Origin of the sequence: uncultured Sneathiella sp. (assembly GCF_963976355.1) — a bacterium.
Classification (GTDB): Bacteria; Pseudomonadota; Alphaproteobacteria; order Sneathiellales; family Sneathiellaceae; genus Sneathiella.
This window is the reverse complement of the sequence record NZ_CAXBKA010000001.1, coordinates 578,160-599,728: the sequence shown is the minus strand read 5'-3', so window position 1 is coordinate 599,728 and position 21,569 is coordinate 578,160. Positions and strand designations below refer to the sequence as shown.

Below are 21,569 nucleotides of genomic sequence, written 5' to 3'. Positions count from 1 at the left end.
GAGCCAATTTAAAATTAATGGTTAACTCTAGTACGTCAACCTTTCAAAACTCTTACCAATGTCGAACCCAATGCAGATGGACTGTCAGAGACTGTAATGCCTGCACTTCGCATAGCATCCATCTTGTCTTCCGCACCGCCTTTACCGCCGGAAATAATCGCACCGGCATGGCCCATGCGCCGGCCCGGAGGAGCGGTGACACCCGCAATGAAACCGACAACCGGCTTCTTTGTTTTCGAGGCTTTGAGGAACTCGGCTGCTTCTTCTTCAGCCGATCCGCCAATTTCCCCGATCATGATAATCGATTCAGTTTCGTCATCTCCGAGAAACAGATCAAGGCAATCGATAAAGTTGGTGCCGTTGACCGGATCACCGCCAATACCGATACAGGTTGACTGACCTAGGCCAGCCGCTGTTGTCTGTGCCACAGCTTCATACGTAAGCGTACCGGAGCGAGAAACAATGCCCACATTGCCGCGACGGTGAATATGTCCAGGCATGATACCAATCTTGCATTCATCCGGCGTGATAATGCCGGGGCAGTTCGGGCCGATGAGACGAGAGCCGCTATCCTTCAGCGCTCGCTTGACCTTTACCATATCAAGAACAGGAATTCCTTCCGTGATGCAGACAATCAATTCGATCTCTGCGTCGATCGCTTCAAGGATCGCGTCCGCGGCAAATGGCGGCGGCACATAAATCACACTTGCATTGGCGCCAGTTTTTGATCTTGCCTCACCAACAGTGTCAAAAATCGGCAAATCGAGATGCTTTTCCCCGCCCTTGCCCGGCGTCACACCGCCAACCATTTTCGTGCCGTAGGCAATTGCCTGTTCAGAATGGAATGTCCCCTGTGAGCCCGTGAAACCCTGACAGATGACCTTTGTGTCCTTATTAACGAGAACGGCCATTACGCTGCCTCCTTCACTGCTTTAACAATTTTCTCCGCGGCATCCCCGAGATCATCCGCCGACAGAATAGGCAGACCTGATTCAGCAAGGATTTTCTTGCCCAAATCCACGTTCGTCCCTTCAAGCCGGACAACCAACGGAACGCTGAGCGCGACTTCTTTCGCAGCCGCAACCACCCCCTCAGCAATCACATCACAACGCATGATGCCACCGAAGATATTTACAAGGATACCTTCAACATTTTCATCTTTCAAAATGATCTTGAAAGCTTCCGTAACTTTCTCCTTCGTTGCGCCGCCACCGACATCAAGGAAATTGGCCGGCGTACCACCATTTAACTGGATGATATCCATCGTTGCCATGGCAAGGCCCGCGCCATTCACCATGCAACCGATATTGCCGTCGAGCTTGATGTAGTTGAGGTCATATTGTGCCGCTTCAAGCTCAGCCGGGTCTTCTTCATCCGGATCCCGAAGATCGGCAATTTCCTTGTGGCGGAAAAGCGCATTGTCATCAAAATTCATTTTCGCATCGAGTGCGATGACATTGCCGCTTCCCGTAACGACAAGAGGATTGATTTCAACCAAGCTTGCGTCAGTCTCAACGATGGCCCGATAAAGCGCCATAATGAATTTAACGGCCGCACCTACCTGCTTGCCTTCAAGACCGAGGCCGAAGGCAATCTTCCGTGCATGGAAGGGCATAATACCGGTTGCCGGGTCAATGCTGACCATCAGGATTTTTTCCGGTGTTTCCGCGGCAACTTCTTCAATTTCCATGCCGCCTTCAGTAGACGCCATGAAGGTGATACAATCTTTAGCGCGATCAATAATTGCCCCGAGGTACAGCTCCCTTGCGATATCGCAACCTTCTTCGATATAGACGCGCTTGACTTCCTTGCCCTCCGGTCCCGTCTGATGGGTGACCAGCTGCATCCCGATCATGGATTTCGCGGTTGCAAGCACTTCATCGATGGATTTGACGACTTTGACGCCGCCGCCCTTGCCACGCCCACCTGCGTGAATTTGAGCCTTCACCACCCAGACCGGGCCGCCAAGCTCTTGTGCAACTGTCTTGGCTTCTTCAGAGGTATAGGCAACGCCACCCTTGGGCACCGTCACACCATATTTTGCAAGCAGGCTTTTCGCCTGATATTCATGAATATTCATTGTATTCCGTTATAATTGCTATTCAGAGACATGGATTTACGTCGGTTATGTTTGTATGTCAGATATTTCAAACCGTACGGTATAGCACCATAAAAAAGGGCACAACCGCTTATTGTTGTGCCCTTAGATTTTGCCGCCTAGCTTTTTAGGCTTTCGTCTATTCCGACACAGGCATCGATCAGACCTCGCACCGCATCGATTGAATGGTTGAACATGGCCTTTTCATCATCGTTCATATCAATTTCAACGATGCGTTCGATACCATTTTCGCCGATGACCGTCGGCACACCGACATAGATGCCATCAAGGCCATATGGGCCATCCACATAGGCTGCGCAGGGCAGGACCCGCTTTTTATCTTTCAAGTAGGCTTCTGCCATCGTGATCGCGCTGGATGCTGGCGCATAGAAAGCTGAACCCGTTTTCAGCAATGCCACCACTTCGGCGCCGCCGTTACGTGTCCGGTCAATAATTCCATCAATTTTTTCCTGAGTGCTCCAGCCCATCTTGATCAGGTCCGGCACAGGAATACCGGCCACTGTCGAATAGCGGATCAGCGGCACCATGGTGTCACCATGTCCGCCGAGGACAAATGCCGTCACATCTTCAACCGAGACGTCGAATTCTTCAGCAAGGAAAAGACGGAAACGGGCACTGTCCAGCACACCGGCCATACCGACAACCATGTTGTGCGGCAGTCCGCATTTCTCGCGAAGGACCCAGACCATGGCATCCAGCGGATTGGTAATGCAGATAACAAAGGCGTTCGGCGCGTATTTCTTGATGCCCTCTCCAACCGATTGCATAACCTTGATATTCGTTCCCAGCAGATCATCACGGCTCATTCCGGGCTTGCGGGCAATCCCTGCCGTCACGATGCAGACATCCGCACCTTCGATCGCGCTGTAGTCATTTGCGCCGGAGAGATTGGAATTGAAGCGATCCACAGGGGAAGAAGACGCAATATCAAGCGCCTTGCCTTGTGGCAATCCTTCCGCAATATCAAAAAGAACGATGTCGCCTAATTCTTTCAGGCCGGCGAGGTGTGCAAGGGTACCGCCAATATTCCCACTGCCGATGAGGGCAATTTTTTTTCGAGCCATTACATTCTCCGAAGCAATAAGATGGGAGGGCTCTCTGAGAAGACAGAAAGTCCTCTTGTGAATATTATCGTGGGTACTACCGCGTTTCCCAGCAGAGAGCAAGATCGTCTGGGAAATTATTGCCAATTTTTTACAGTACCGGAAAATTAAGCCGCCGGATCCAAGAAATGCCAATTCCTTTTGCCAGATTGCGTCGGGCAAATCATGGTCCGACAGCCCTTTTGGCAAGCGAATAATTCGAAAAATGAATCAAAAGCCCTCCTGATCGTTGCATGAAAGAGTTCATGTCTGTACAGATCAAGTCTGGTGCCAATTCCATCGCCCTGATTAAAGAGAGAAATTTCCGCATTTTATGACTGAAGTACTTGGCCCGCTTGAAGCCTATCGCAAACTGCTCTCGCTAAATGAGCTGCAACCCGACCCCATTCAGCGCCTGGCGGTCGAGAAACTGCAGACTCTTCATCGTCGCCTTGTCAATTATGATCCTCGCACTAGTACGAAGTGGACACATTTCTTCCGCCTCGGCTCCCGCAAGCCCCGTATCGAACCACCGCAAGGCTTATATATTTACGGCGATGTCGGCCGGGGCAAGTCGATGCTGATGGATCTGTTTTTCGAAACCGCTCCGGTCACGCATAAAAGACGGGTTCATTTCCATGCCTTCATGCTGGAAGTTCATGCGTTCTTGCACAAGCAGCGACAGAAAGCCGACAAGGATGATGTGGATCCGGTTGTTGCCCTCGCCGATTCCATTACCGAGTCGGCCTGGCTACTGTGCTTCGATGAATTTCAGGTGACGGATGTGGCCGATGCCATGATCCTCGGTCGCCTGTTTGAGTTTCTGTTTGATCGGGGGGTCGTTGTTGTCGCGACATCAAACCGGGTTCCGGACGATCTTTACAAGGATGGCCTCAACCGGCAACTGTTCCTTCCCTTTATTGCCATGTTGAAGGAACAGCTGGATATCCTGCACCTTGACGGAGGGCGTGACTACCGGCTTGAGCGGCTGGCGGAAAATCTGGTGTATTTTGCGCCGCTTGACGATCATGCGGCCTCCGAAATGGACCGTATTTTTGAAGAGCTGACGGAAGGCCGCGAAATTGTCCCGCAGACCCTGACCACTCAGGGACGCGATCTGACAATCGAGAGAACCGCCCGCGGGGTCGCCCGCGTTTCTTTTGAAGAACTCTGCGCACGGGCGCTTGGCGCCTCGGACTATCTGACCCTGACGGAACATTTCCATACATTGCTTCTGGAAAATGTGCCCCAATTGTCACCCGCCCGACGAAATGAATCCAAGCGGTTTGTGACGCTCATTGATATTCTTTACGAAGCGAAAACCAATCTGGTGATTTCCGCCGAAGTGCCCGCGGAAGCTCTTTATCCCGAGGGGGATGGCAGCTTTGAATTTGCCCGCACCGTCTCGCGGCTGATGGAAATGCGCTCTGAAGACTATCTGAAGGGTTAGACCGCAAGGAAGCCGACACAGGCATTTATTTTTGAGCCCGACCTGCTATAGTTTTGCGAGGCAGCAAAAAGGATCACAAAAATGACTGCACCCGCATTTCCGGACATGGCCAATATAAAGAAACGCCTGTTAATTGAGGATGATATTGTCGCCGCGGTTTCAAGTTTAACCGCGGGCTCGGACGATCCACGTATCCTGATCTCCATTTCCCGCTCGCTATTGGCCAGTTCCTCCGTTGTTGAAGACTTGAAAGAGCAACTGCACGGCCAGATCATTGGTGTGGTCAGTGTTCTTACCGAGCATACGCCATACGACAAGGTGTTCGAGCTTGCCAATGAAATTACGTCCAGCAAGGCAACGCATCTTCTGTCAATCGGTGGCGGCAGCGTTATTGACGGCGGGAAAATAGCGCTCCTAGCCGCCAACCTGCAAATCAGGGATGCAGAGGCCCTCGAAGAACTTGCAAGCTCCCTTGGAAAAACGAAAGACATAGCAACCTGGCCGATACAGCATATCGCGGTGCCGACAACGCTTTCCGGCGCCGAGTTTACGCCGATTGCCGGAGCAACCAGCAGCATTACCGGCAGAAAAACGGGGTTTTCCCACGCCTTCCTGCTGCCGGACAATATCATTCTTTGTGCACCTCTCTCCCTGCACACACCTGAAAAGCTCTGGCTGTCGACGGGCATTCGCGCTGTCGATCACGCGGTCGAGACGATCTGCGCTCCTGGCGTTGATCATGAAAGCGCTGAATTTTGCGCCAATGGCCTCGCACTACTTTATCGCAGCATGATTGAAACGAGAAAAGATCCCGATAGCCTTATTTACCGGGAGAGCAGCCAGCTCGGCGTCTATTATGCGACCGCCGGAATATCCCGCTACAGAATGGGGGCGAGTCATGGTCTTGGATATCTTCTGGGCGTCTTGGGGAACGTTCCGCACGGCATCACGTCCTGCGTTTTCCTGCCCGCTGTCCTGACATATAACCTGCCCGTAACGGAAGATCCGCAAACTCGGATTGCCGGGGTACTGGATGTAGAAACCGCATCGGATGTTGCTCCGGCGTTGAAGGACTTCATCGGCGCCCTCGGCCTGCCGAACAAACTAAGTGCCCTCGGTATTTCTGAAGAGGCAATTGCGGAGATCAAATCATTGGCACTTACCCATCCAGTGGTACAGGCCAATCCGCGCCCCATTAAAACAGTTGAGGACGTTGCCGAAATTATGGCTCTTTCCGGCTAATCCGTCTTGGCGGCGCAATCGGTCCACAACCTATTTGGCAAAGTGGCGAGGCCGTGTTTCCTTATAGACAAAAATAGCCACAAGCAGTGAAAATCCTGTCGTCCCGGCAACCCAGAAAGCAGGCACGACAGGATCGCCCGTTTCCGTAATAAGCCAGGTCACTATCAAGGGGGTCAGCCCGCCAAACAGGCCGACGGCAGCATTGTAGGCAACGGCATAACTCGTACACCGGACGGATGCAGGCAACATGTCAACATTTGCCACCGTCAAGGCGCTCGTTAAACAGGCAAAGCCAAAGACAAAGCCGAGTTGACCAAGGAAAATATTGATCGTCTCGGCAGAGTGGATCATTTCGAAAAAGGGCACGGCGCCAAGGCTTAGGAACAGATAGCCAAGAATAATGATCGGCCTGCGTCCGAACCGATCCGCCAGGATTGCCGTAATAGGGATCAGCAAAAGCAGGATGATCATGCTGCCGGTATTGATATTGAGGGCCTCCTCTTCAGGAAGCTTGTCGATCACTTTAAGGTAAGTGACGAGATAGACAAACGCCACATAGAATGTGACGGCATAACCGATATCCAGCATGATGACTTTAAAAACATCGCCAAGATGCATGAAGAATGTATCCCGTACCGGCGTTTCAGAACCAATATTCTGTTCCTCCGCATGTATTGCCCGGCGTACCAGGAAGCAGGTCAGTGCAACAAGCGCTCCCAGAAGGAAGGGAACGCGCCATCCCCAGTCCGCAAGCGCCTCCGCGCCAAAAATCGCAGCGGCGGCGGCACCTATACCGGAACCCAGCATAATGCCGAAAATAGCGCCCCATATACTCCACATGGCGAAAAAGGAACGTCGGTTTTTCGGCGCCTTTTCAATCATGAACACAACCGAACTGGTATATTCACCGCCAACGGAAAGTCCCTGAATCATACGCAGGACAACAATCATGATCGGCGCCATGATTCCGATAGCTGCATAATTCGGCATGAGGCCGATCAATACCGTTGGAATAGCCATAGAAAGAACGGATAAGGTCAGAACCCGCTTGCGCCCGTAAACATCGCCTATTCTGCCAAACAGGATCCCCCCTATCGGCCGCATAAGAAAGCCGGCCGCAAATGCCCCGAATGCCGCAATGAGGGATACAGCAGGATCCTCGGAAGGAAAGAACTGAGTACCTATGATACTAGCAAAATAGCCATATACGGCAAAATCATACCATTCCATGATATTGCCAACCAGTCCCGCCTGAATTATCGGCCTCCATTTGGGTTTTGGTATACTGGAGGGCGCGTCATATGCAGTAGAAGTATCCGACATTTCTCAACCTTCGGTCACATAAATTTATACTGCAAGGATACTTGTCATATATTCATGTAAGGTCAAGATATTCAATTAGTGGTTTGGTAGAATTTGGTATCGCCTATTTCCAAAGATCACCGGTTATCGTCCGAACCGCCGCCTGATCTTCGGCCGATTTATTCTGGCCGAGTTTGGCCTTCCCCTCGATCCGGTCAATCCGGATTTCGAAGGCAATAATGCCCCGCATCAACCCCTCCAGCCGCTTTTGATCCAGCATATCGGTACGCCAAGGCTCGGCCCGATCTTTCTCGTTATCTTCCGTCAACTGATCAAGCAGCGCACGAACCTTATCGCTATCCTCAATGATCGAAGGGGTGCCATAGGCATGCACCGCGACATAGTTCCAGGTCGGCACATTTGTGTCTGTCGAATAGTAGCGGGGGGAGATATAGGCATGTGGTCCCTGAAAGATAATGAGTGCTTCGCTTTGCTCCAGAATTTTACCATGCGGATTGGCCCGCGCCATATGGGCGGTCAGGGTTCCATATTCACCGCGGCTTTCATCGTAGGAAAATGGTAAGTGCGTCGCAATCGGTACGCCGCCCTCCCCGCAAGAGATCAGAAGGGCGAAACTCGCCTCGGGCAGAAGCCGGATCAGGGTTTCCTTCCCCGGAACGGAAAAATGCGGAGGGACATACATCAGTTTATTCCATAAAAAAGGCCGCTTTAATAAGCGGCCTTACTCTATTGATAAATTGGCCCCACAAAAGAGCCAATTTCTTATAAATCATGGCGCCACTCTACCGGCGTTCCACCATCATCTTCTTGATCTCGGCGATGGCTTTTGCCGGGTTCAGGCCTTTCGGACAGGTGTTTGCGCAGTTCATGATCGTATGGCAACGATAGAGCCGGAATGGATCTTCAAGATTATCGAGACGTTCACCGGTATGCTCATCCCGGCTGTCGATAATCCAGCGATAAGCCTGCAGCAGGATGGCCGGGCCCAGAAAACGGTCCGAGTTCCACCAATAGCTCGGACAGGAAGTGGAGCAGCACGCACAGAGAATACATTCATAAAGCCCGTCGAGCTTTTCGCGATCCTCTTTCGATTGCAGCCTTTCCTTCGACGGTGGCGGCGTTTCCGCCTGAAGCCAGGGCTGAATCGACGCATATTGTGCATAAAAATTCGTAAGGTCCGGGACCAGGTCCTTTACCACCGGCTGGTGCGGGAGTGGATAGATATTAATGTCCCCATCCACCTCATCCATACCGGTCGTGCAGGCCAGAGTGTTCGTCCCGTTGATATTCATTGCGCAGGAACCGCAAATCCCCTCCCGACAGGAGCGACGGAACGTCAGGGTCGGATCAATCTCGTTCTTGATCTTGATCAACCCGTCCAGAATCATCGGACCGCAGGTATCAAGATCGACATGATAGGTGTCGATGGCTGGATTCTTGTCGTCATCCGGCGACCAGCGATACACATTGAATGTCTTGAGATTGGTTGCCCCTTCCGGTCCCGGGTAAGTCTTGCCCGTGCCAACCTTCGAGTTTTTCGGTAATGTCAGTTCAACCATGTCTAATCCCTACGCGCCTAGTACACACGTGCTTTTGGTTTAATGTAATCAATCTCATCCGTCAGCGTATAATCATGAACCGGACGATAGTCGAGCTTCACGCCCTCTTCATCGCTGTGATAGGTCAGCGTATGCTTCATCCAGTTTTCATCATCGCGATCGGGGAAATCCTCATGTGCATGGGCACCGCGGCTTTCCTTCCGGTTTTCCGCTGCCGTCATGGAGATGACCGCCTGACGGATCAGATTGTCCAGTTCCAGGGTTTCAACGAGATCGGAATTCCAGACTAGCGAACGGTCAGTTGTCTTGATATCGGCCATCTGATCCCAGACCTTGTTAATCTTGCCGACGCCTTCAAGCAGAGTCTTGCTGGTCCGGAAAACCGCGCAATCGTCCTGCATTACCCGCTGCATGTTGTCACGCACGGTTGCTGTCGAACTGCCGCCGTTTGCGTTGCGGAACTTGTCAAGACGCGCCAGCGCCTCGTCACAGGCATCCGAGGGGAGCGGCGCATGGGCTGCGCCCGGTGTCACGACATCCTTCGCCCGCAGCGCAGCGGCACGACCGAAGACGACCAGATCGATGAGGGAGTTCGATCCCAAACGGTTTGCACCATGCACAGACACACAGGCCGCCTCACCAACGGCCATCAGGCCCGGTACGATTGCGTCCGGATTGCCATCTTTCAAATCAACGACTTCCGAATGATAATTCGTCGGAATTCCGCCCATGTTGTAATGCACCGTTGGCAGCACCGGGATCGGCTCCTTGTGCACATCAACGCCGGCGAAAATTCGCGCACTCTCTGAGATGCCCGGAAGCCGCTCGTCAATCATTGCCGGATCGAGATGATCAAGATGCAGATAAATATGGTCCTTGCGAGGGCCGACACCGCGTCCTTCACGGATTTCTAAGGTCATCGACCGGCTCACCACATCACGGCTGGCAAGGTCTTTCGCATGAGGCGCATAGCGCTCCATAAAGCGCTCGCCCTCGCCATTGACAAGGAACCCGCCTTCACCGCGCACGCCCTCGGTAATCAGGCAACCTGCGCCATAAATACCCGTCGGATGAAACTGAGTGAACTCCATATCCTGCAACGGCAGACCGGCGCGCAACACCATACCACCGCCGTCACCTGTACAGGTATGGGCAGAGGTACAGCTGAAATAGGCGCGACCGAAGCCCCCTGTCGCCAGCACCACCATATGGGCACGGAACAAATGCAGGGTACCATCCTCAAGGCTGAGGCATAGCACACCCCTGCAGGAACCGTCTTTATCCATGATCAGATCAAGAGCGAAGTATTCTATGAAGAATTCAGTATCATGCTTGAGGCTCTGGCTGTAGAGCGTATGCAGCATCGCATGTCCGGTCCGGTCCGCTGCCGCGCAGGTCCGTTGTGCCGCAGGTCCCTCGCCAAATTGCGTTGTCATGCCACCAAAAGCACGCTGATAGATCTTTCCTTCTTCCGTCCGGCTGAAAGGCATGCCGAACTGTTCCAGCTCCAGCACAGCGGCAGGGGCTTCCCGGCACATATACTCGATAGCATCCTGATCGCCAAGCCAGTCTGATCCCTTGACGGTATCATACATGTGCCATTGCCAGTTATCTTCACCCATATTTCCAAGAGACGCGGAAATACCGCCCTGCGCGGCAACGGTGTGGCTCCGGGTCGGAAATACTTTGGTGACAGCAGCTGTTTTCAACCCAGCGGCGGCCATGCCCATGGTCGCCCGCAAACCGGCGCCGCCCGCGCCAACAACAACCACGTCATATTTATGTTCTGTAATAGGATAGGCTTCAGACATTTTACTATTTTAACTCCCAAGCGCCAGCTTCAATACGGCCAGAGCAGCGGCCAAACCAACGACCGCACATAAGAAACTGTTAAGCAGCAAGAGAACGAATTTCGTGCTTTCAGTATGAATGTAATCTTCGATGACCACCTGAATACCAAGCTTCATGTGATAGAACATGACAACGATCAGCAACAACATGACCAACGAGGCAACGGGCGTACCGAGAACATAGCGCACATAGCTGTAGTCCGCGCCGACGAGACTTATGACATAGGCAAGCGCAATGACAAACAGCGGGATCATCGCAAGTGCCGTGACTTTTTGATGCCACCAGTGCGTTGTGCCGTCCTTGGCGGAACCGAGACCCCTTACCTTTTTAAGCGGTGCTTTCATTCCCATGCTCAGGCTCCCATTCCGTAGGCGATTATCCAGGTGAGAAACGTCAGCACGACAGAGGCGATAATCGCAGCCATCCCGGATTTCCGCATGGTCGGCAGTTCAAATCCCTTACCCATGTCCCAGAACAGGTGACGAATGCCATTGCAGAGATGATAAAACAGGGACCAGGTAAAGCCGAACAGAACCAATCGTCCAAACCAGGAGGAGATAAACGCACTGACCGTTGCATAAGCTTCCGGTCCACTGACCACGGCAATCAGCCACCAGGTCAGCAACAAAGTGCCTACACTGAGTGCAATCCCTGTCGCACGGTGCGTAATTGAGGTAATCATCGTGATCTGAGGTTTATAAATCTGCAGATGCGGCGACAGCGGTCGTTCAATATTCGCCATGAGAAAATCTTTCTCGCTTAATAGTTTTGATACCTGTTATTCACTGAATTGCGCTGGAGTTTAATCCTCCGCTTATCCAAGTCAACATAACCTTTAATGTATTTACACTGATATCGTCTTTTTTGGCAAGACAACCCAATAATCAAGATCGAGAACGACCGAAGGATCACGCTTGCCGTCAGCGGCCTTGTCCGGGAAGCTGTCGCAGGGCATGTCCTTCGTCGCCAATGTCCGGATGCGAAGCGCGCCTGCTGTCTGACTTTCTGACAGTTCCGCTTTTTCCAGAACCTTGCTCCAGGCATAAATCGTATGTCCGGCAAAAGTCGGCGCCGTGTGCGATCCGCCGTTTATAGCGGCAACGAGCTGGGCATTTCCAAGGCCGTTGAAGGATAGCGCCCGTGCCAAGCTGATGATGTGTCCTCCATAGATCAATCGGCGGCCAAAACGATCATTCTGCATCTGGTGCTGGTTGAAATGGACCTTGGCGGTATTCTGATACAGCCGCGTCGCCATCATATGCTCGGCTTCCTCTATCGTCATGCCATCGACATGATCAATTTTCTCTCCGACTTCATAGTCTTCAAAAAAATGAGGAGATCCCGCCAGCGTCGCATCATAGCCCGAAAAATCCAGACCACCCGGTATCGAGAGATCCTTCGGATCAACGCGCTCCGGCAAGTTAGGAACGATCTCCTCAGGAGCGGGAGCAGATTCATCTTTCTTGCGCACCATTACCCAGCGGACATAATCGAGAACAATCGCCCCCATCTGGTTGGTACCGGTAGAGCGCACATAGACCACCCCCGTCTTGCCATTGGAATTCTCCTTCAGTCCGATAACTTCAGAACTCGTCTGAACTGTATCGCCCGGAAAGACAGGCGCCTTGAACTGCACATCCGCATAGCCGAGATTTGCGACGGCATTCAGGGAAACATCGGGTACGGTTTTACCAAAAACGATGTGAAAGACGAGAAGATCATCGATAGGCGCCGCATCAAGGCCGCATTCCATCGCGAAGCTGTCCGCTGACTGCAGCGCAAACCGTCCGCCGTAAAGCGCCGTATAAAGCGAGACATCCCCCTCGGTGATCGTGCGAGGTGTCGCATGATTGAGGACCTGGCCAACCTTGAAATCCTCAAAATAGTTGCCGGGGTTTGTTTTGCTCATTGTCATTCCCTTCCCCTACTCGGCCGCTGCCGCGATAGCATCAGCCATGGCGACCTTCGCCTTGGCAATTTCCACATGAAGGTTCTCGACGAGTTTGCCGTCCACCAGAACCACACCTTTCCCCTCTTTCTCGGCTGCCTCAAAGGCCTCGATGACCTTACGGGCATGCGCCACCTCTTTTTCGGAGGGCGCAAACACGTCATTGGTCGAAGCCAGCTGTTTCGGATGGATCAGGGTCTTGCCGTCAAACCCCAGTTCCAGCCCCTGAACGCAGGATTCATGAAACCCACCTTCATCATCAAGGTCCAGGTAAACTCCATCCAGAACTGTCAGCTCATATGCCCGGCCCGCCAGCAGGCATAAACCAAGCGATGTAATCACGGGAAGGCGCATAGGCGTATGCTGCGCCTGAAGATCTTTCACAAGGTCCGATGTTCCCATGACGAAACAATCGACCCGGGGACTGGAAGAGGCAATTTCCTCAGCCTTTAAAATACCGAGCGGCGTTTCCATCATACACCAGATTGTCGTGGCATCCGGCGCCCCGGCTGCTGTCATGATCTTTTCAAGTTTCTTGACCTGATCTGCGCTTTCAACTTTGGGCAGCAGAATGGCGTCCGGCCCTGCCTTGGCGGCGGCGACAATATCGTCCTCACCCCAGGGCGTATCAAGTCCGTTGACCCGGATGATGATCTCGCGTTTTCCATATCCGCCTGAGGCAGCATTGGCGCATACAATATCACGGGCTTCCGCTTTCTTGTCCGGCGCAACGGCATCTTCAAGGTCCAGAATAAGGCCATCTGCCGCAAGAGATTTCGCTTTTTCCTGTGCCCGGGCATTGGAGCCCGGCATGTAAAGTACTGACCGACGGGGGCGGATTGATTTTGTCATTATTGATCCCTGGGCTTTGATGCCCTTACTTTTTTCCTGATACTAAGTGAGAATTTCGATCATATCATAGTAGGTTTTTGCTGCGACGCAATAAGCAGACACACAGAAGAGGAAAATTACCCGACAGCCAAATCAGCAGATCAGTCCCTATACTCAACCGCCCCGGCATCCGCACATTTACCGACAGGCCTAGGATTACCAAAAAAATCGATAGCCACTTTTTGATCTGCAGCGCAGATGTCAATCGCCTCACTATCATCCGGCAACCTGTAGTCTCCGTCATCAATATCGACGAAGACGTCATCAAAATCAGCATCCATGAAATTGCCGACAACGACAACGCCGTCAGAATCGCCGAAAATATCATTCGCTATATTATTGGCAATCAAGCTGTTTTCCACGGGCGGACCGCCGTTTTGCCGCCGGATCGTAATGGCGGCGGGGCCGGGCTCGAAATAGTCGACATCCAGAACCGTGTTGTGCTGGATAAGAACATTTCGCGCGCCCAACACGGTAATCCCGTGCCAGTTATCGACGATGACGATGTTATTCTCGATGATCCAGTCTTCGTACACGCCGCCAAACAGTCCGACACCTTGAAGCTGGCATCGGTATGGCTGGTCAAAATCCTCGAAATTGAGAATTAGATTGCGACGCAATATGACATCCTTGACGACCCCCGCCGCAATCTCGCCGTCAGAGCTTACAGACCATGACTGAAATCCATCCGCGTGATTCCGGTTCACCTGATAACAGTTTTTAACAACGTTCCCTTCAAACAAGGCGTGATCGCCAAGGCCGCGCAGCCCATCGCCGGCAAAATTCTCAACATGATTATTCACAACTGCGCCATGGTCGCCGACGATCGTGATGCCAAAATTGACATTCCTAATATTGTTGTTTCTGAACTCCGTGAAATTCCCGGAAGAGAAAATGCCGTCGATTGCCTGTTCGTTCCAATCAACATCCGACCAGTCCGAGATATCCGCAACCGTATAAATCGAGAAGTCGTTGACGGTAATATGCTCGGAATTCTCATCAATCCAGACATGAGAAATAGATTCCGGCTTCCGCTGCCCGTCTGATGTTACGGTAAGCCCTTCCAGGCGCCAGTTGGAACTGCCCAGAATATCAACAATCTCGAAGACCGGCTTCTGCCCTTGACCCGCCAGAATGGTTGTCTCCTCGGACATCCTTTTATTTTCAACAAGCAACCGGCCATAATCGCCGGTCGCCAGAATGACGCGATCTCCGGGCTCGATAATATCATCATCGATGATCTGTTGCAGGCTTCGCCAGGGTGTATCCGCATTGCCATCAGCGGATACACTCGCGGCCACCCCCGGGTCCACATAATGATCCCGCGCTATTGAGAGAGAGGAGAATGCCGGCAAAAGAAGGAGGAGCGAAACCAGCGCTGATAAACTAAACAAAGCTCTTACCATACTCGCCTCCGGCTCTTGGTTCGCAATTACGGTACGGCGCCAGGATACTAGAAAGATAGCTTGCGCGGGAGATAAGTTTAGGGCAGTCGCCACGCTTGATCACGACTGCCCTGAATTAATAATCTGCTCTCTTGCGTATCAGGCCGCTTTTTTAAGATATTCCCGGCCAACCAACTCTGCAATCTGCACCGTATTCAGCGCTGCGCCCTTGCGAAGGTTATCAGATACGCACCAAAGATTGATGCCATTTTCGATGGTGGCGTCATCGCGAATACGCGAAATGAATGTCGCATAATCGCCAACACACTCAACTGGTGTCACATAGCCGTTTTCTTCAGGATTATCGACGACCATGATGCCAGGCGCCTCGCGCAAAATTTCTCTCGCCTGATCCGCGGTCAGTTCATTTTCAAACTCGATATTGACGCTCTCCGCATGGCCAACGAAAGTCGGCACGCGGACGCAGGTCGCCGTCAGCTTGATTTTTGGATCAATTATCTTTTTGGTCTCAACCGTCATCTTCCATTCTTCCTTGGTGTAACGGTCTTCCATAAACACATCGATATGCGGAATGACGTTGAACGCAATCTGCTTGGTGAACTTTGACGGCGTCGGCGTATCATTCACATAGATACCCTTGGTCTGCGTAAACAGCTCATCCATGGCTTCATTGCCGCCGCCCGAAGTGGACTGATAGGTCGAAACCACAACCCGCTTGATAACCGCAGCATCGTGAAGAGGCTTCAACGCCACAACCAGCTGCGCAGTCGAGCAGTTCGGATTGGCTATGATGTTCTTGCGCGTATACCCGGCTGCTGCCTCGGGGTTAACCTCTGGCACAACAAGCGGTACATCCGGATCCATCCGAAAATGAGAAGAGTTGTCGATGACGATGCATCCCTGGGCTGCAGCCCGCGGCGCGAATTTTGCCGCGACAGTACCGCCCGCCGAAAACAATGCGAAATCCGTTCCCGTAAAGTTGAAATCATCCAGCACTTGGACTTTCAGCGTTTTATCGCCAAAAGATACCTCGCGTCCTGCAGACCGTTTCGAGGCCAGCGCGATAACTTCAGTTACCGGGAACTGCCGTTCGTGCAGTATGTTCAACATTTCGCGGCCCACGTTACCGGTGGCGCCGACTACGGCTACTCTATATCCCATTTTCCTATCTCTTTGTTGCCCCGGAACGGGCGTTCCGGGTGTTAATAAATCGGTCTTCCGCAGGCTTTTATCCGTTTGCTTTGTCCAGCTCCCGGATAATGGCATCGCCCATTGCTGTCGTCGATACCTGCGTCATGCCCGTGGACATGATATCGCCAGTGCGGATGCCACTTGCAAGGACTTTTTGCACGGCCACCTCAACAAGGTTCGCTTCATCGCCCATATCGAAGCTATATCGCAACGCCATAGCATAGGAAAGGATGGTTGCGATCGGATTGGCAATTCCCTGTCCGGCAATATCCGGCGCCGATCCATGAACCGGTTCATAAAGAGCTTTACGGCGCCCGGTTTCATCAATATCCCCCAGCGAGGCCGAAGGCAGCATTCCCAGTGATCCGGTCAACATGGCCGCACAATCGGAGAGAATATCCCCAAAGAGGTTATCCGTGACAATCACGTCAAACTGTTTCGGCTTCCGCACCAGCTCCATGGCGGCCGCGTCCGCATACATATGGCTTAGCTCCACTTCCGGGAATTCCATATCGTGAATTTTCGTCACTTCTTCGCGCCAAAGCACACCTGATTCCATGACGTTGGCCTTTTCACTGGAACAAACCCGGTTGTTACGCTTTTTCGCCAGTTCGAAGGCGACGCGGGCAACACGATGGATCTCCGGTGTTGTATAAACCTGCGTGTTTACACCCCGGCGAATGCCATTCCCCAGATCTTCAATGCCGCGTGGCTCTCCAAAGTAGACGCCACCCGTCAGTTCCCGCACAATCATGAGGTCCAGACCGCTCACCAGCTCCGGCTTCAAGCTGGATGCATCGACAAGCGCATCGAAACAAACTGCAGGGCGCAGATTGGCAAACAGTTCAAGATCCTTGCGAAGGCGTAGCAGGCCACGTTCCGGCTTAACCGAAAAGTCAAGATTATCCCATTTCGGTCCGCCAACCGCGCCCAGAAGCACCGCGTCCACATTCTGCGCCTTGTCCACCACTTCATCGGTGATTGGAATGCCATGCGCATCGATAGAGGAACCGCCGACGAGATCTTCGTCAAGATCGAAGGAAACAGCACGGTTATCTTCCATCCAGCTAACAATACGGCGTACTTCGCCCATTGCTTCAGGACCAATGCCGTCACCGGGCAGGATCAACAGGGATTTATTAGATGCCATCGTAAAACACTCTCAAAGGACAGAAGGAGAAGGAGAAGGAAAGTTAAAGCCAGGGCTGACTTAGTTTGCGGCTTTCTTCATATTCGGCGACTTTGTCTTCCTTCTTCATGGTCAGCCCGATTTCATCAAGACCCGTCAACAGGCAATGCTTGTTGAAGTGGTCTATCTCGAAATGAATGACCCCGCCATCAGGCCCCCGGATTTCCTGGGCTTCCAGATCAATCGAAATTGTCGCATTGGCGCCGCGCGAGGCATCTTCCATCAGCTTTTCCAGATCTTCTGGAGACACTTCAATCGGCAGGATTCCATTGCGGAAGCAGTTATTATGGAAAATATCCGCAAAACTTGTGGAAATCACACAGCGAATGCCAAAATCAAGCAAGGCCCAGGGCGCATGCTCCCGGCTGGAACCGCAACCGAAATTATCTCCGGCAACCAGGATCTCCGCATTCCGGTAGGCAGGCTGGTTTAGGACAAAATCCCCGATTTCCGTGCCATCACTATCATAACGCATTTCTGCAAACAGATTTTTTCCCAGACCCGCGCGCTGAATGGTTTTGAGATATTGCTTCGGGATAATCATATCGGTATCGATATTGACCAAGGGCATTGGTGCGGCAACCGCCGTCAGTTTATTGAATTTTTCCATTTTTTGTCCCCTTATCCCAATTCCCGCACGTCGGTCAAATGGCCGGTCACGGCCGCAGCGGCGGCCATTGCCGGGCTCACCAGATGAGTCCGTCCGCCTTGTCCTTGGCGGCCTTCAAAGTTACGGTTAGACGTCGACGCGCAACGATCCCCCGGCGCCAGCTTGTCCGGGTTCATGGCCAGGCACATGGAACAGCCGGGTTGGCGCCATTCAAAGCCGGCAGATTCAAAAATCTTGTCCAGACCTTCGGCTTCGGCCTGCAGCTTCACAAGACCGGAACCCGGAACGATAATGGCGTTGACCGTGTCTTTGACCTTCTTGCCCTCGACAATTTTGGCAACGGCGCGCAAATCCTCGATCCGGCCGTTGGTGCAGGATCCGATAAAGACATGATCCACCTCAATATCGGAAAGCTTCATGCCCGCCGTCAGTCCCATATATTTGAGGGCTCGTTCGGCCGCACCGCGCTTGCCGGCATCCGCAAAGTCGCCTGGGGCAGGCACAGATCCGGTAATCGGCAATGCATCTTCCGGGCTGGTCCCCCAGGTAACATAAGGGATTAATTCACTTGCATCGAGCTCGACTTCCTTATCAAACTTGGCACCCTCGTCCGACTTAAGCGTCTTCCAATAGGCAACGGCCTGCTCGAATGTACCTGCTTTGGGGGCATACGGACGCCCCTTGATATAGTCGAACGTGACTTCATCCGGCGCAACCAGACCGGCGCGCGCGCCTGCCTCAATCGTCATATTGCAGAGAGTCATCCGCCCTTCCATGGACAGCGCGCGTATCGCATCCCCGGCATATTCAATTACATGGCCGGTACCGCCCGCCGTGCCGATTTTCCCGATAATCGCCAGTGCAATGTCTTTCGCCGTAACACCGAGAGGCAGATCACCATGCACCGTTACCCGCATGTTTTTGGCTTTTTCCTGAACCAGCGTCTGGGTTGCCAGAACATGCTCGACTTCCGACGTTCCGATACCGTGGGCAAGCGCACCGAACGCTCCGTGAGTGGAGGTGTGGGAATCACCACAGACGATCGTCATCCCGGGCAGGGTCAGCCCCTGCTCCGGCCCGATAATATGAACAATACCGCGGCGATCGTCAGTCATAGAGAAGTAGGGAATACCGAATTCCGCTGTGTTGGCTTCCAGCGTATCAATCTGAAGCCTGCTTTCCGGATCGGTGATGCCCTTCTCAATATCCTTGGTCGGAACGTTATGGTCGGCAACTGCGAACGTCGCTTCGGGACGCCGAACCTTCCGGCCAGCGACCCGCAGACCTTCAAAGGCCTGGGGGCTGGTCACTTCATGAACAAGATGGCGATCAATGTAAAGAATATAGGCTTCGTCTTCCAGTTGATCTACAACATGGCTGTCCCAGATTTTATCATATAAGGTTCTAGGGTTTCCCATTTCTTTTCTCACATCCTGTTTATTGATCTTTTCACACCCTTACCAGAAAACTGGCCTTTCGCACTCCGCGCGCCGACAACCTTTAGCTCGCGGTTTTCCCGCTATAGCGATCTTCACGGCGCTCACGGATACGTGCTTTTTTACCACGCAGTTCGCGCAGATAATACAGCTTGGCCCGGCGGACGACACCCTGGCGGACAACTTCGATATGATCGATACGCGGTGAATACAGCGGGAAAATACGCTCAACACCTTCACCATAGGAAATCTTCCGTACCGTGAAGTTAGCGTTGATGCCGCCGCCGTTTCGCGCAATGCAAACGCCTTCGAATGCCTGGATACGTTCACGCGTACCTTCGACAACTTTTACATGGACCCGAAGAGTATCTCCGGGGCGGAACTGGGGAACGGGACGCTCCGCCACCAATTTCTCGATCTGCTCTTGTTCTAGCTTTTCAACCGTATTCATGGTCTTCACCCTTTATCAAAAATTACGCTTCCGACGATCCCACAGGTCCCGTCTTCGGTCCTTTGTCAATTCCTCGGACTGACGTTGCCGCCATTCCCTTATTTTCTCATGATGGCCCGAAAGTAAAACCTCCGGAACCGATCGGCCTTCCCAGACCGGCGGGCGGGTATAGTGGGGATATTCCAGCAGCCCATCCGCAAAACTCTCTTCCTCCAGCGATTCCCTGTTTCCCGTCACGCCGGGGAGCAGACGAACCACCGCATCCAACAATGCCAGTGCCGCCACCTCGCCACCGGACAGGATGAAGTCACCAAGACTGACTTCCTCCACATTTCGGGTTTCCAGGACCCGCTCATCCACTCCTTCGAAGCGACCGCACACCATAATCGCTCCCGGTTCGTCCGCCAGCTTCCGCACAAAGGCCTGATCCATGACCCGTCCACGGGGGCTGAAATAAATAACCCGCGTCCCCTCTTCTGCCGATGCAAGCGCCGTATCGATTGCTGGTCCCAGCACATCCGGCCGCATCACCATTCCGGCTCCGCCGCCAAAAGGACTGTCATCAACTGCGCGATGCCTGCCTTTGGCAAAATCGCGTATATCGCTGACTTTCAGGCCCCACGCCCCTTCTTCCAGCCCCTTCCCCGCAAGGCTTACCCCAAGCGGTCCCGGAAACATTTCCGGAAAAAGGCTCAAGATATGGGCAGTCCAGACCATCCGTTTTCCTGCCACCCGTTGACCCGCGCTAAGACTTAGCCGTCTCTGGCGGAGCCTCCGGATTTTCAAAAAAATCCTCACTCAACTCGACGACGACCCGGCCTCCCGAAAGATCCACCTCGGGCACCATCTCGACGGTAAAGGGGACCAATACCGCCGATTTATCGCCTTTGTTCTCCGGCACAATCTCCAACATGTCGCCCGCACCAAAATCATGCAGCCGCAGGATCGTTCCGAACTTCGTTCCATTCGGAAAGAATACCGGCAAGCCGATCAGGTCGGCATGATAATATTCTTCCTCTTCTTCCGTCTCGGGCAACCGGTCCCGTGCGATATAAAGCTCTGTTCCCTTAAGAGCCTCGGCCGCAGTGCGATCTGATATACCCTTTATTCGCACCACCGGCAAACCTTTGCTGAGGCCGACAACTTTCAGCTTATAAGTTGTCTTGCCCGACTGATCCTGCAAGGGGCCGTAGGCGGCAATATCTTCGGGTTTTTCAGTGAAACTTTTCACCTTCAACTCGCCCTTGATACCTTTTACCCCGACGATCACGCCCAGCAGCAACATGCCCGCCTGTGGCATAACGATAAGTCCTTAAGCTTCCGCTTTCTGCTCATCCTCTTCTGCCGCAGCTTCCTCGGCAGGAGCTTCTTCAGCAGCGGCCTCTTCAACCGGTGCTTCTTCTGCCGGAGCCTCTTCTTCAGGTGCTGCCGCAGCTTCAGCAGCTGCTTCTTCCGCAGCCTGCTTTGCTTCGGCCTGCTCCCGCAAACGTTCCTGCGCCTTGGCTTTTGGCTTCGCTTTCTCCGGGTTGTTGCGAACGGGCTTTTCACCGAGACCGGCGCTTGCCATCAGGCTGGCGACGCGATCCGTCGCTTTTGCGCCATTCCCGATCCAGTACTGGATACGCTCGGCATTCAGGGATACACGATCCTCGCTATCCTTCGGCAACATCGGGTTATAGGTACCAAGGCGTTCAATATACCGACCATCGCGCGGGCTGCTGGCTTCGGCCACGACAACACGATAGAAAGGCCGCTTCTTGGCGCCCTGACGGGTGAGGCGAATTTTCAATGCCATATTAGGTTCTTTCCTTTAACAGATTC

At 52.9% G+C, this 21,569-nt stretch carries 21 protein-coding genes and 1 pseudogene; 2 read left to right on the top strand and 20 right to left on the bottom strand.

What is annotated here, in order from left to right; translation table 11 throughout:
• Nucleotides 1-35 precede the first annotated feature (35 nt).
• The 3 genes from sucD to mdh all read right to left on the bottom strand — a co-directional run bounded on the left by sucD (nucleotide 36) and on the right by mdh (nucleotide 3,183).
• Nucleotides 36-911, bottom strand: coding sequence for a succinate--CoA ligase subunit alpha (gene sucD, locus AAC599_RS02895; protein WP_293961690.1), 876 nt, complete (start codon nucleotides 909-911; stop codon nucleotides 36-38).
• The gene (gene sucC, locus AAC599_RS02890) at nucleotides 911-2,080 is read right to left on the bottom strand and encodes an ADP-forming succinate--CoA ligase subunit beta (protein ID WP_340148896.1); all 1,170 of its coding nucleotides are present in this window, start codon (nucleotides 2,078-2,080) and stop codon (nucleotides 911-913) included. The genes sucD and sucC overlap by 1 nt, the downstream gene beginning before the upstream one ends.
• 137 nt (nucleotides 2,081-2,217) lie before the next feature.
• The gene (gene mdh, locus AAC599_RS02885) at nucleotides 2,218-3,183 is read right to left on the bottom strand and encodes a malate dehydrogenase (RefSeq protein ID WP_340148895.1); all 966 of its coding nucleotides are present in this window, start codon (nucleotides 3,181-3,183) and stop codon (nucleotides 2,218-2,220) included.
• Nucleotides 3,184-3,535: 352 nt separating this feature from the next.
• Here mdh and zapE point away from each other — a divergent pair, with 352 nt between their 5' ends.
• Together zapE and AAC599_RS02875 are read left to right on the top strand one after the other, a co-directional pair.
• Nucleotides 3,536-4,651: a cell division protein ZapE gene (gene zapE / locus AAC599_RS02880; RefSeq protein WP_340148894.1), complete on the top strand. Its 1,116-nt coding sequence runs from the start codon at nucleotides 3,536-3,538 to the stop codon at nucleotides 4,649-4,651.
• 81 nt (nucleotides 4,652-4,732) lie between these two features.
• Nucleotides 4,733-5,893, top strand: coding sequence for an iron-containing alcohol dehydrogenase (locus AAC599_RS02875; protein WP_340148893.1), 1,161 nt, complete (start codon nucleotides 4,733-4,735; stop codon nucleotides 5,891-5,893).
• Between the two features lie 30 nt (nucleotides 5,894-5,923).
• Here the strand turns inward: AAC599_RS02875 and AAC599_RS02870 are convergent, their stop codons facing one another.
• The 17 genes and pseudogenes from AAC599_RS02870 to rpsP form a co-directional block, all read right to left on the bottom strand.
• On the bottom strand, nucleotides 5,924-7,216 hold the full coding sequence (locus AAC599_RS02870) for an MFS transporter (RefSeq protein ID WP_340148892.1): 1,293 nt from the start codon (nucleotides 7,214-7,216) through the stop codon (nucleotides 5,924-5,926).
• A gap of 103 nt (nucleotides 7,217-7,319) precedes the next feature.
• Complete coding sequence (locus tag AAC599_RS02865; protein ID WP_340148891.1) at nucleotides 7,320-7,898, bottom strand: FMN-binding negative transcriptional regulator; 579 nt, start codon at nucleotides 7,896-7,898, stop codon at nucleotides 7,320-7,322.
• Between the two features lie 100 nt (nucleotides 7,899-7,998).
• Nucleotides 7,999-8,775 carry a succinate dehydrogenase iron-sulfur subunit gene (locus AAC599_RS02860; protein ID WP_340148890.1) on the bottom strand — a complete coding sequence of 259 codons (777 nt, stop codon included), beginning with the start codon at nucleotides 8,773-8,775 and terminating at the stop codon, nucleotides 7,999-8,001.
• A 17-nt stretch (nucleotides 8,776-8,792) separates the two neighbouring features.
• The gene (gene sdhA, locus AAC599_RS02855) at nucleotides 8,793-10,586 is read right to left on the bottom strand and encodes a succinate dehydrogenase flavoprotein subunit (RefSeq protein ID WP_340148889.1); all 1,794 of its coding nucleotides are present in this window, start codon (nucleotides 10,584-10,586) and stop codon (nucleotides 8,793-8,795) included.
• A gap of 9 nt (nucleotides 10,587-10,595) precedes the next feature.
• On the bottom strand, nucleotides 10,596-10,976 hold the full coding sequence (sdhD, locus tag AAC599_RS02850) for a succinate dehydrogenase, hydrophobic membrane anchor protein (protein WP_340148888.1): 381 nt from the start codon (nucleotides 10,974-10,976) through the stop codon (nucleotides 10,596-10,598).
• 2 nt (nucleotides 10,977-10,978) lie between these two features.
• Nucleotides 10,979-11,368, bottom strand: a complete 390-nt coding sequence (sdhC, locus tag AAC599_RS02845; protein WP_340148887.1) for a succinate dehydrogenase, cytochrome b556 subunit — start codon at nucleotides 11,366-11,368, stop codon at nucleotides 10,979-10,981.
• 102 nt (nucleotides 11,369-11,470) lie between these two features.
• Nucleotides 11,471-12,535, bottom strand: a complete 1,065-nt coding sequence (locus tag AAC599_RS02840) for a MaoC family dehydratase (protein WP_340148886.1) — start codon at nucleotides 12,533-12,535, stop codon at nucleotides 11,471-11,473.
• Between the two features lie 15 nt (nucleotides 12,536-12,550).
• Nucleotides 12,551-13,426 carry a CoA ester lyase gene (locus AAC599_RS02835; RefSeq protein ID WP_340148885.1) on the bottom strand — a complete coding sequence of 292 codons (876 nt, stop codon included), beginning with the start codon at nucleotides 13,424-13,426 and terminating at the stop codon, nucleotides 12,551-12,553.
• Nucleotides 13,427-13,566: 140 nt separating this feature from the next.
• Nucleotides 13,567-14,871, bottom strand: coding sequence for a hypothetical protein (locus AAC599_RS02830; protein WP_340148884.1), 1,305 nt, complete (start codon nucleotides 14,869-14,871; stop codon nucleotides 13,567-13,569).
• Nucleotides 14,872-15,009: 138 nt separating this feature from the next.
• Nucleotides 15,010-16,032 carry an aspartate-semialdehyde dehydrogenase gene (locus AAC599_RS02825; protein WP_340148883.1) on the bottom strand — a complete coding sequence of 341 codons (1,023 nt, stop codon included), beginning with the start codon at nucleotides 16,030-16,032 and terminating at the stop codon, nucleotides 15,010-15,012.
• Between the two features lie 67 nt (nucleotides 16,033-16,099).
• A complete protein-coding gene (gene leuB, locus AAC599_RS02820) occupies nucleotides 16,100-17,212 on the bottom strand; it encodes a 3-isopropylmalate dehydrogenase (RefSeq protein ID WP_340148882.1) in 1,113 nt (370 codons plus the stop codon).
• Between the two features lie 43 nt (nucleotides 17,213-17,255).
• Nucleotides 17,256-17,861: a 3-isopropylmalate dehydratase small subunit gene (leuD, locus tag AAC599_RS02815; protein ID WP_340148881.1), complete on the bottom strand. Its 606-nt coding sequence runs from the start codon at nucleotides 17,859-17,861 to the stop codon at nucleotides 17,256-17,258.
• An 11-nt stretch (nucleotides 17,862-17,872) separates the two neighbouring features.
• Nucleotides 17,873-19,279 carry a 3-isopropylmalate dehydratase large subunit gene (gene leuC / locus AAC599_RS02810; protein ID WP_340148880.1) on the bottom strand — a complete coding sequence of 469 codons (1,407 nt, stop codon included), beginning with the start codon at nucleotides 19,277-19,279 and terminating at the stop codon, nucleotides 17,873-17,875.
• An 82-nt stretch (nucleotides 19,280-19,361) separates the two neighbouring features.
• Nucleotides 19,362-19,748 carry a 50S ribosomal protein L19 gene (rplS, locus tag AAC599_RS02805; RefSeq protein ID WP_339634583.1) on the bottom strand — a complete coding sequence of 129 codons (387 nt, stop codon included), beginning with the start codon at nucleotides 19,746-19,748 and terminating at the stop codon, nucleotides 19,362-19,364.
• Nucleotides 19,749-19,763: 15 nt separating this feature from the next.
• Complete coding sequence (gene trmD, locus AAC599_RS02800; protein WP_340148879.1) at nucleotides 19,764-20,465, bottom strand: tRNA (guanosine(37)-N1)-methyltransferase TrmD; 702 nt, start codon at nucleotides 20,463-20,465, stop codon at nucleotides 19,764-19,766.
• A 28-nt stretch (nucleotides 20,466-20,493) separates the two neighbouring features.
• Nucleotides 20,494-21,048, bottom strand: a complete 555-nt coding sequence (gene rimM / locus AAC599_RS02795; protein ID WP_340148878.1) for a ribosome maturation factor RimM — start codon at nucleotides 21,046-21,048, stop codon at nucleotides 20,494-20,496.
• Nucleotides 21,049-21,312: 264 nt separating this feature from the next.
• A pseudogene (gene rpsP / locus AAC599_RS02790) lies at nucleotides 21,313-21,543 on the bottom strand (30S ribosomal protein S16); the annotation flags it as partial.
• Between the last annotated feature and the right edge of the window lie 26 nt (nucleotides 21,544-21,569).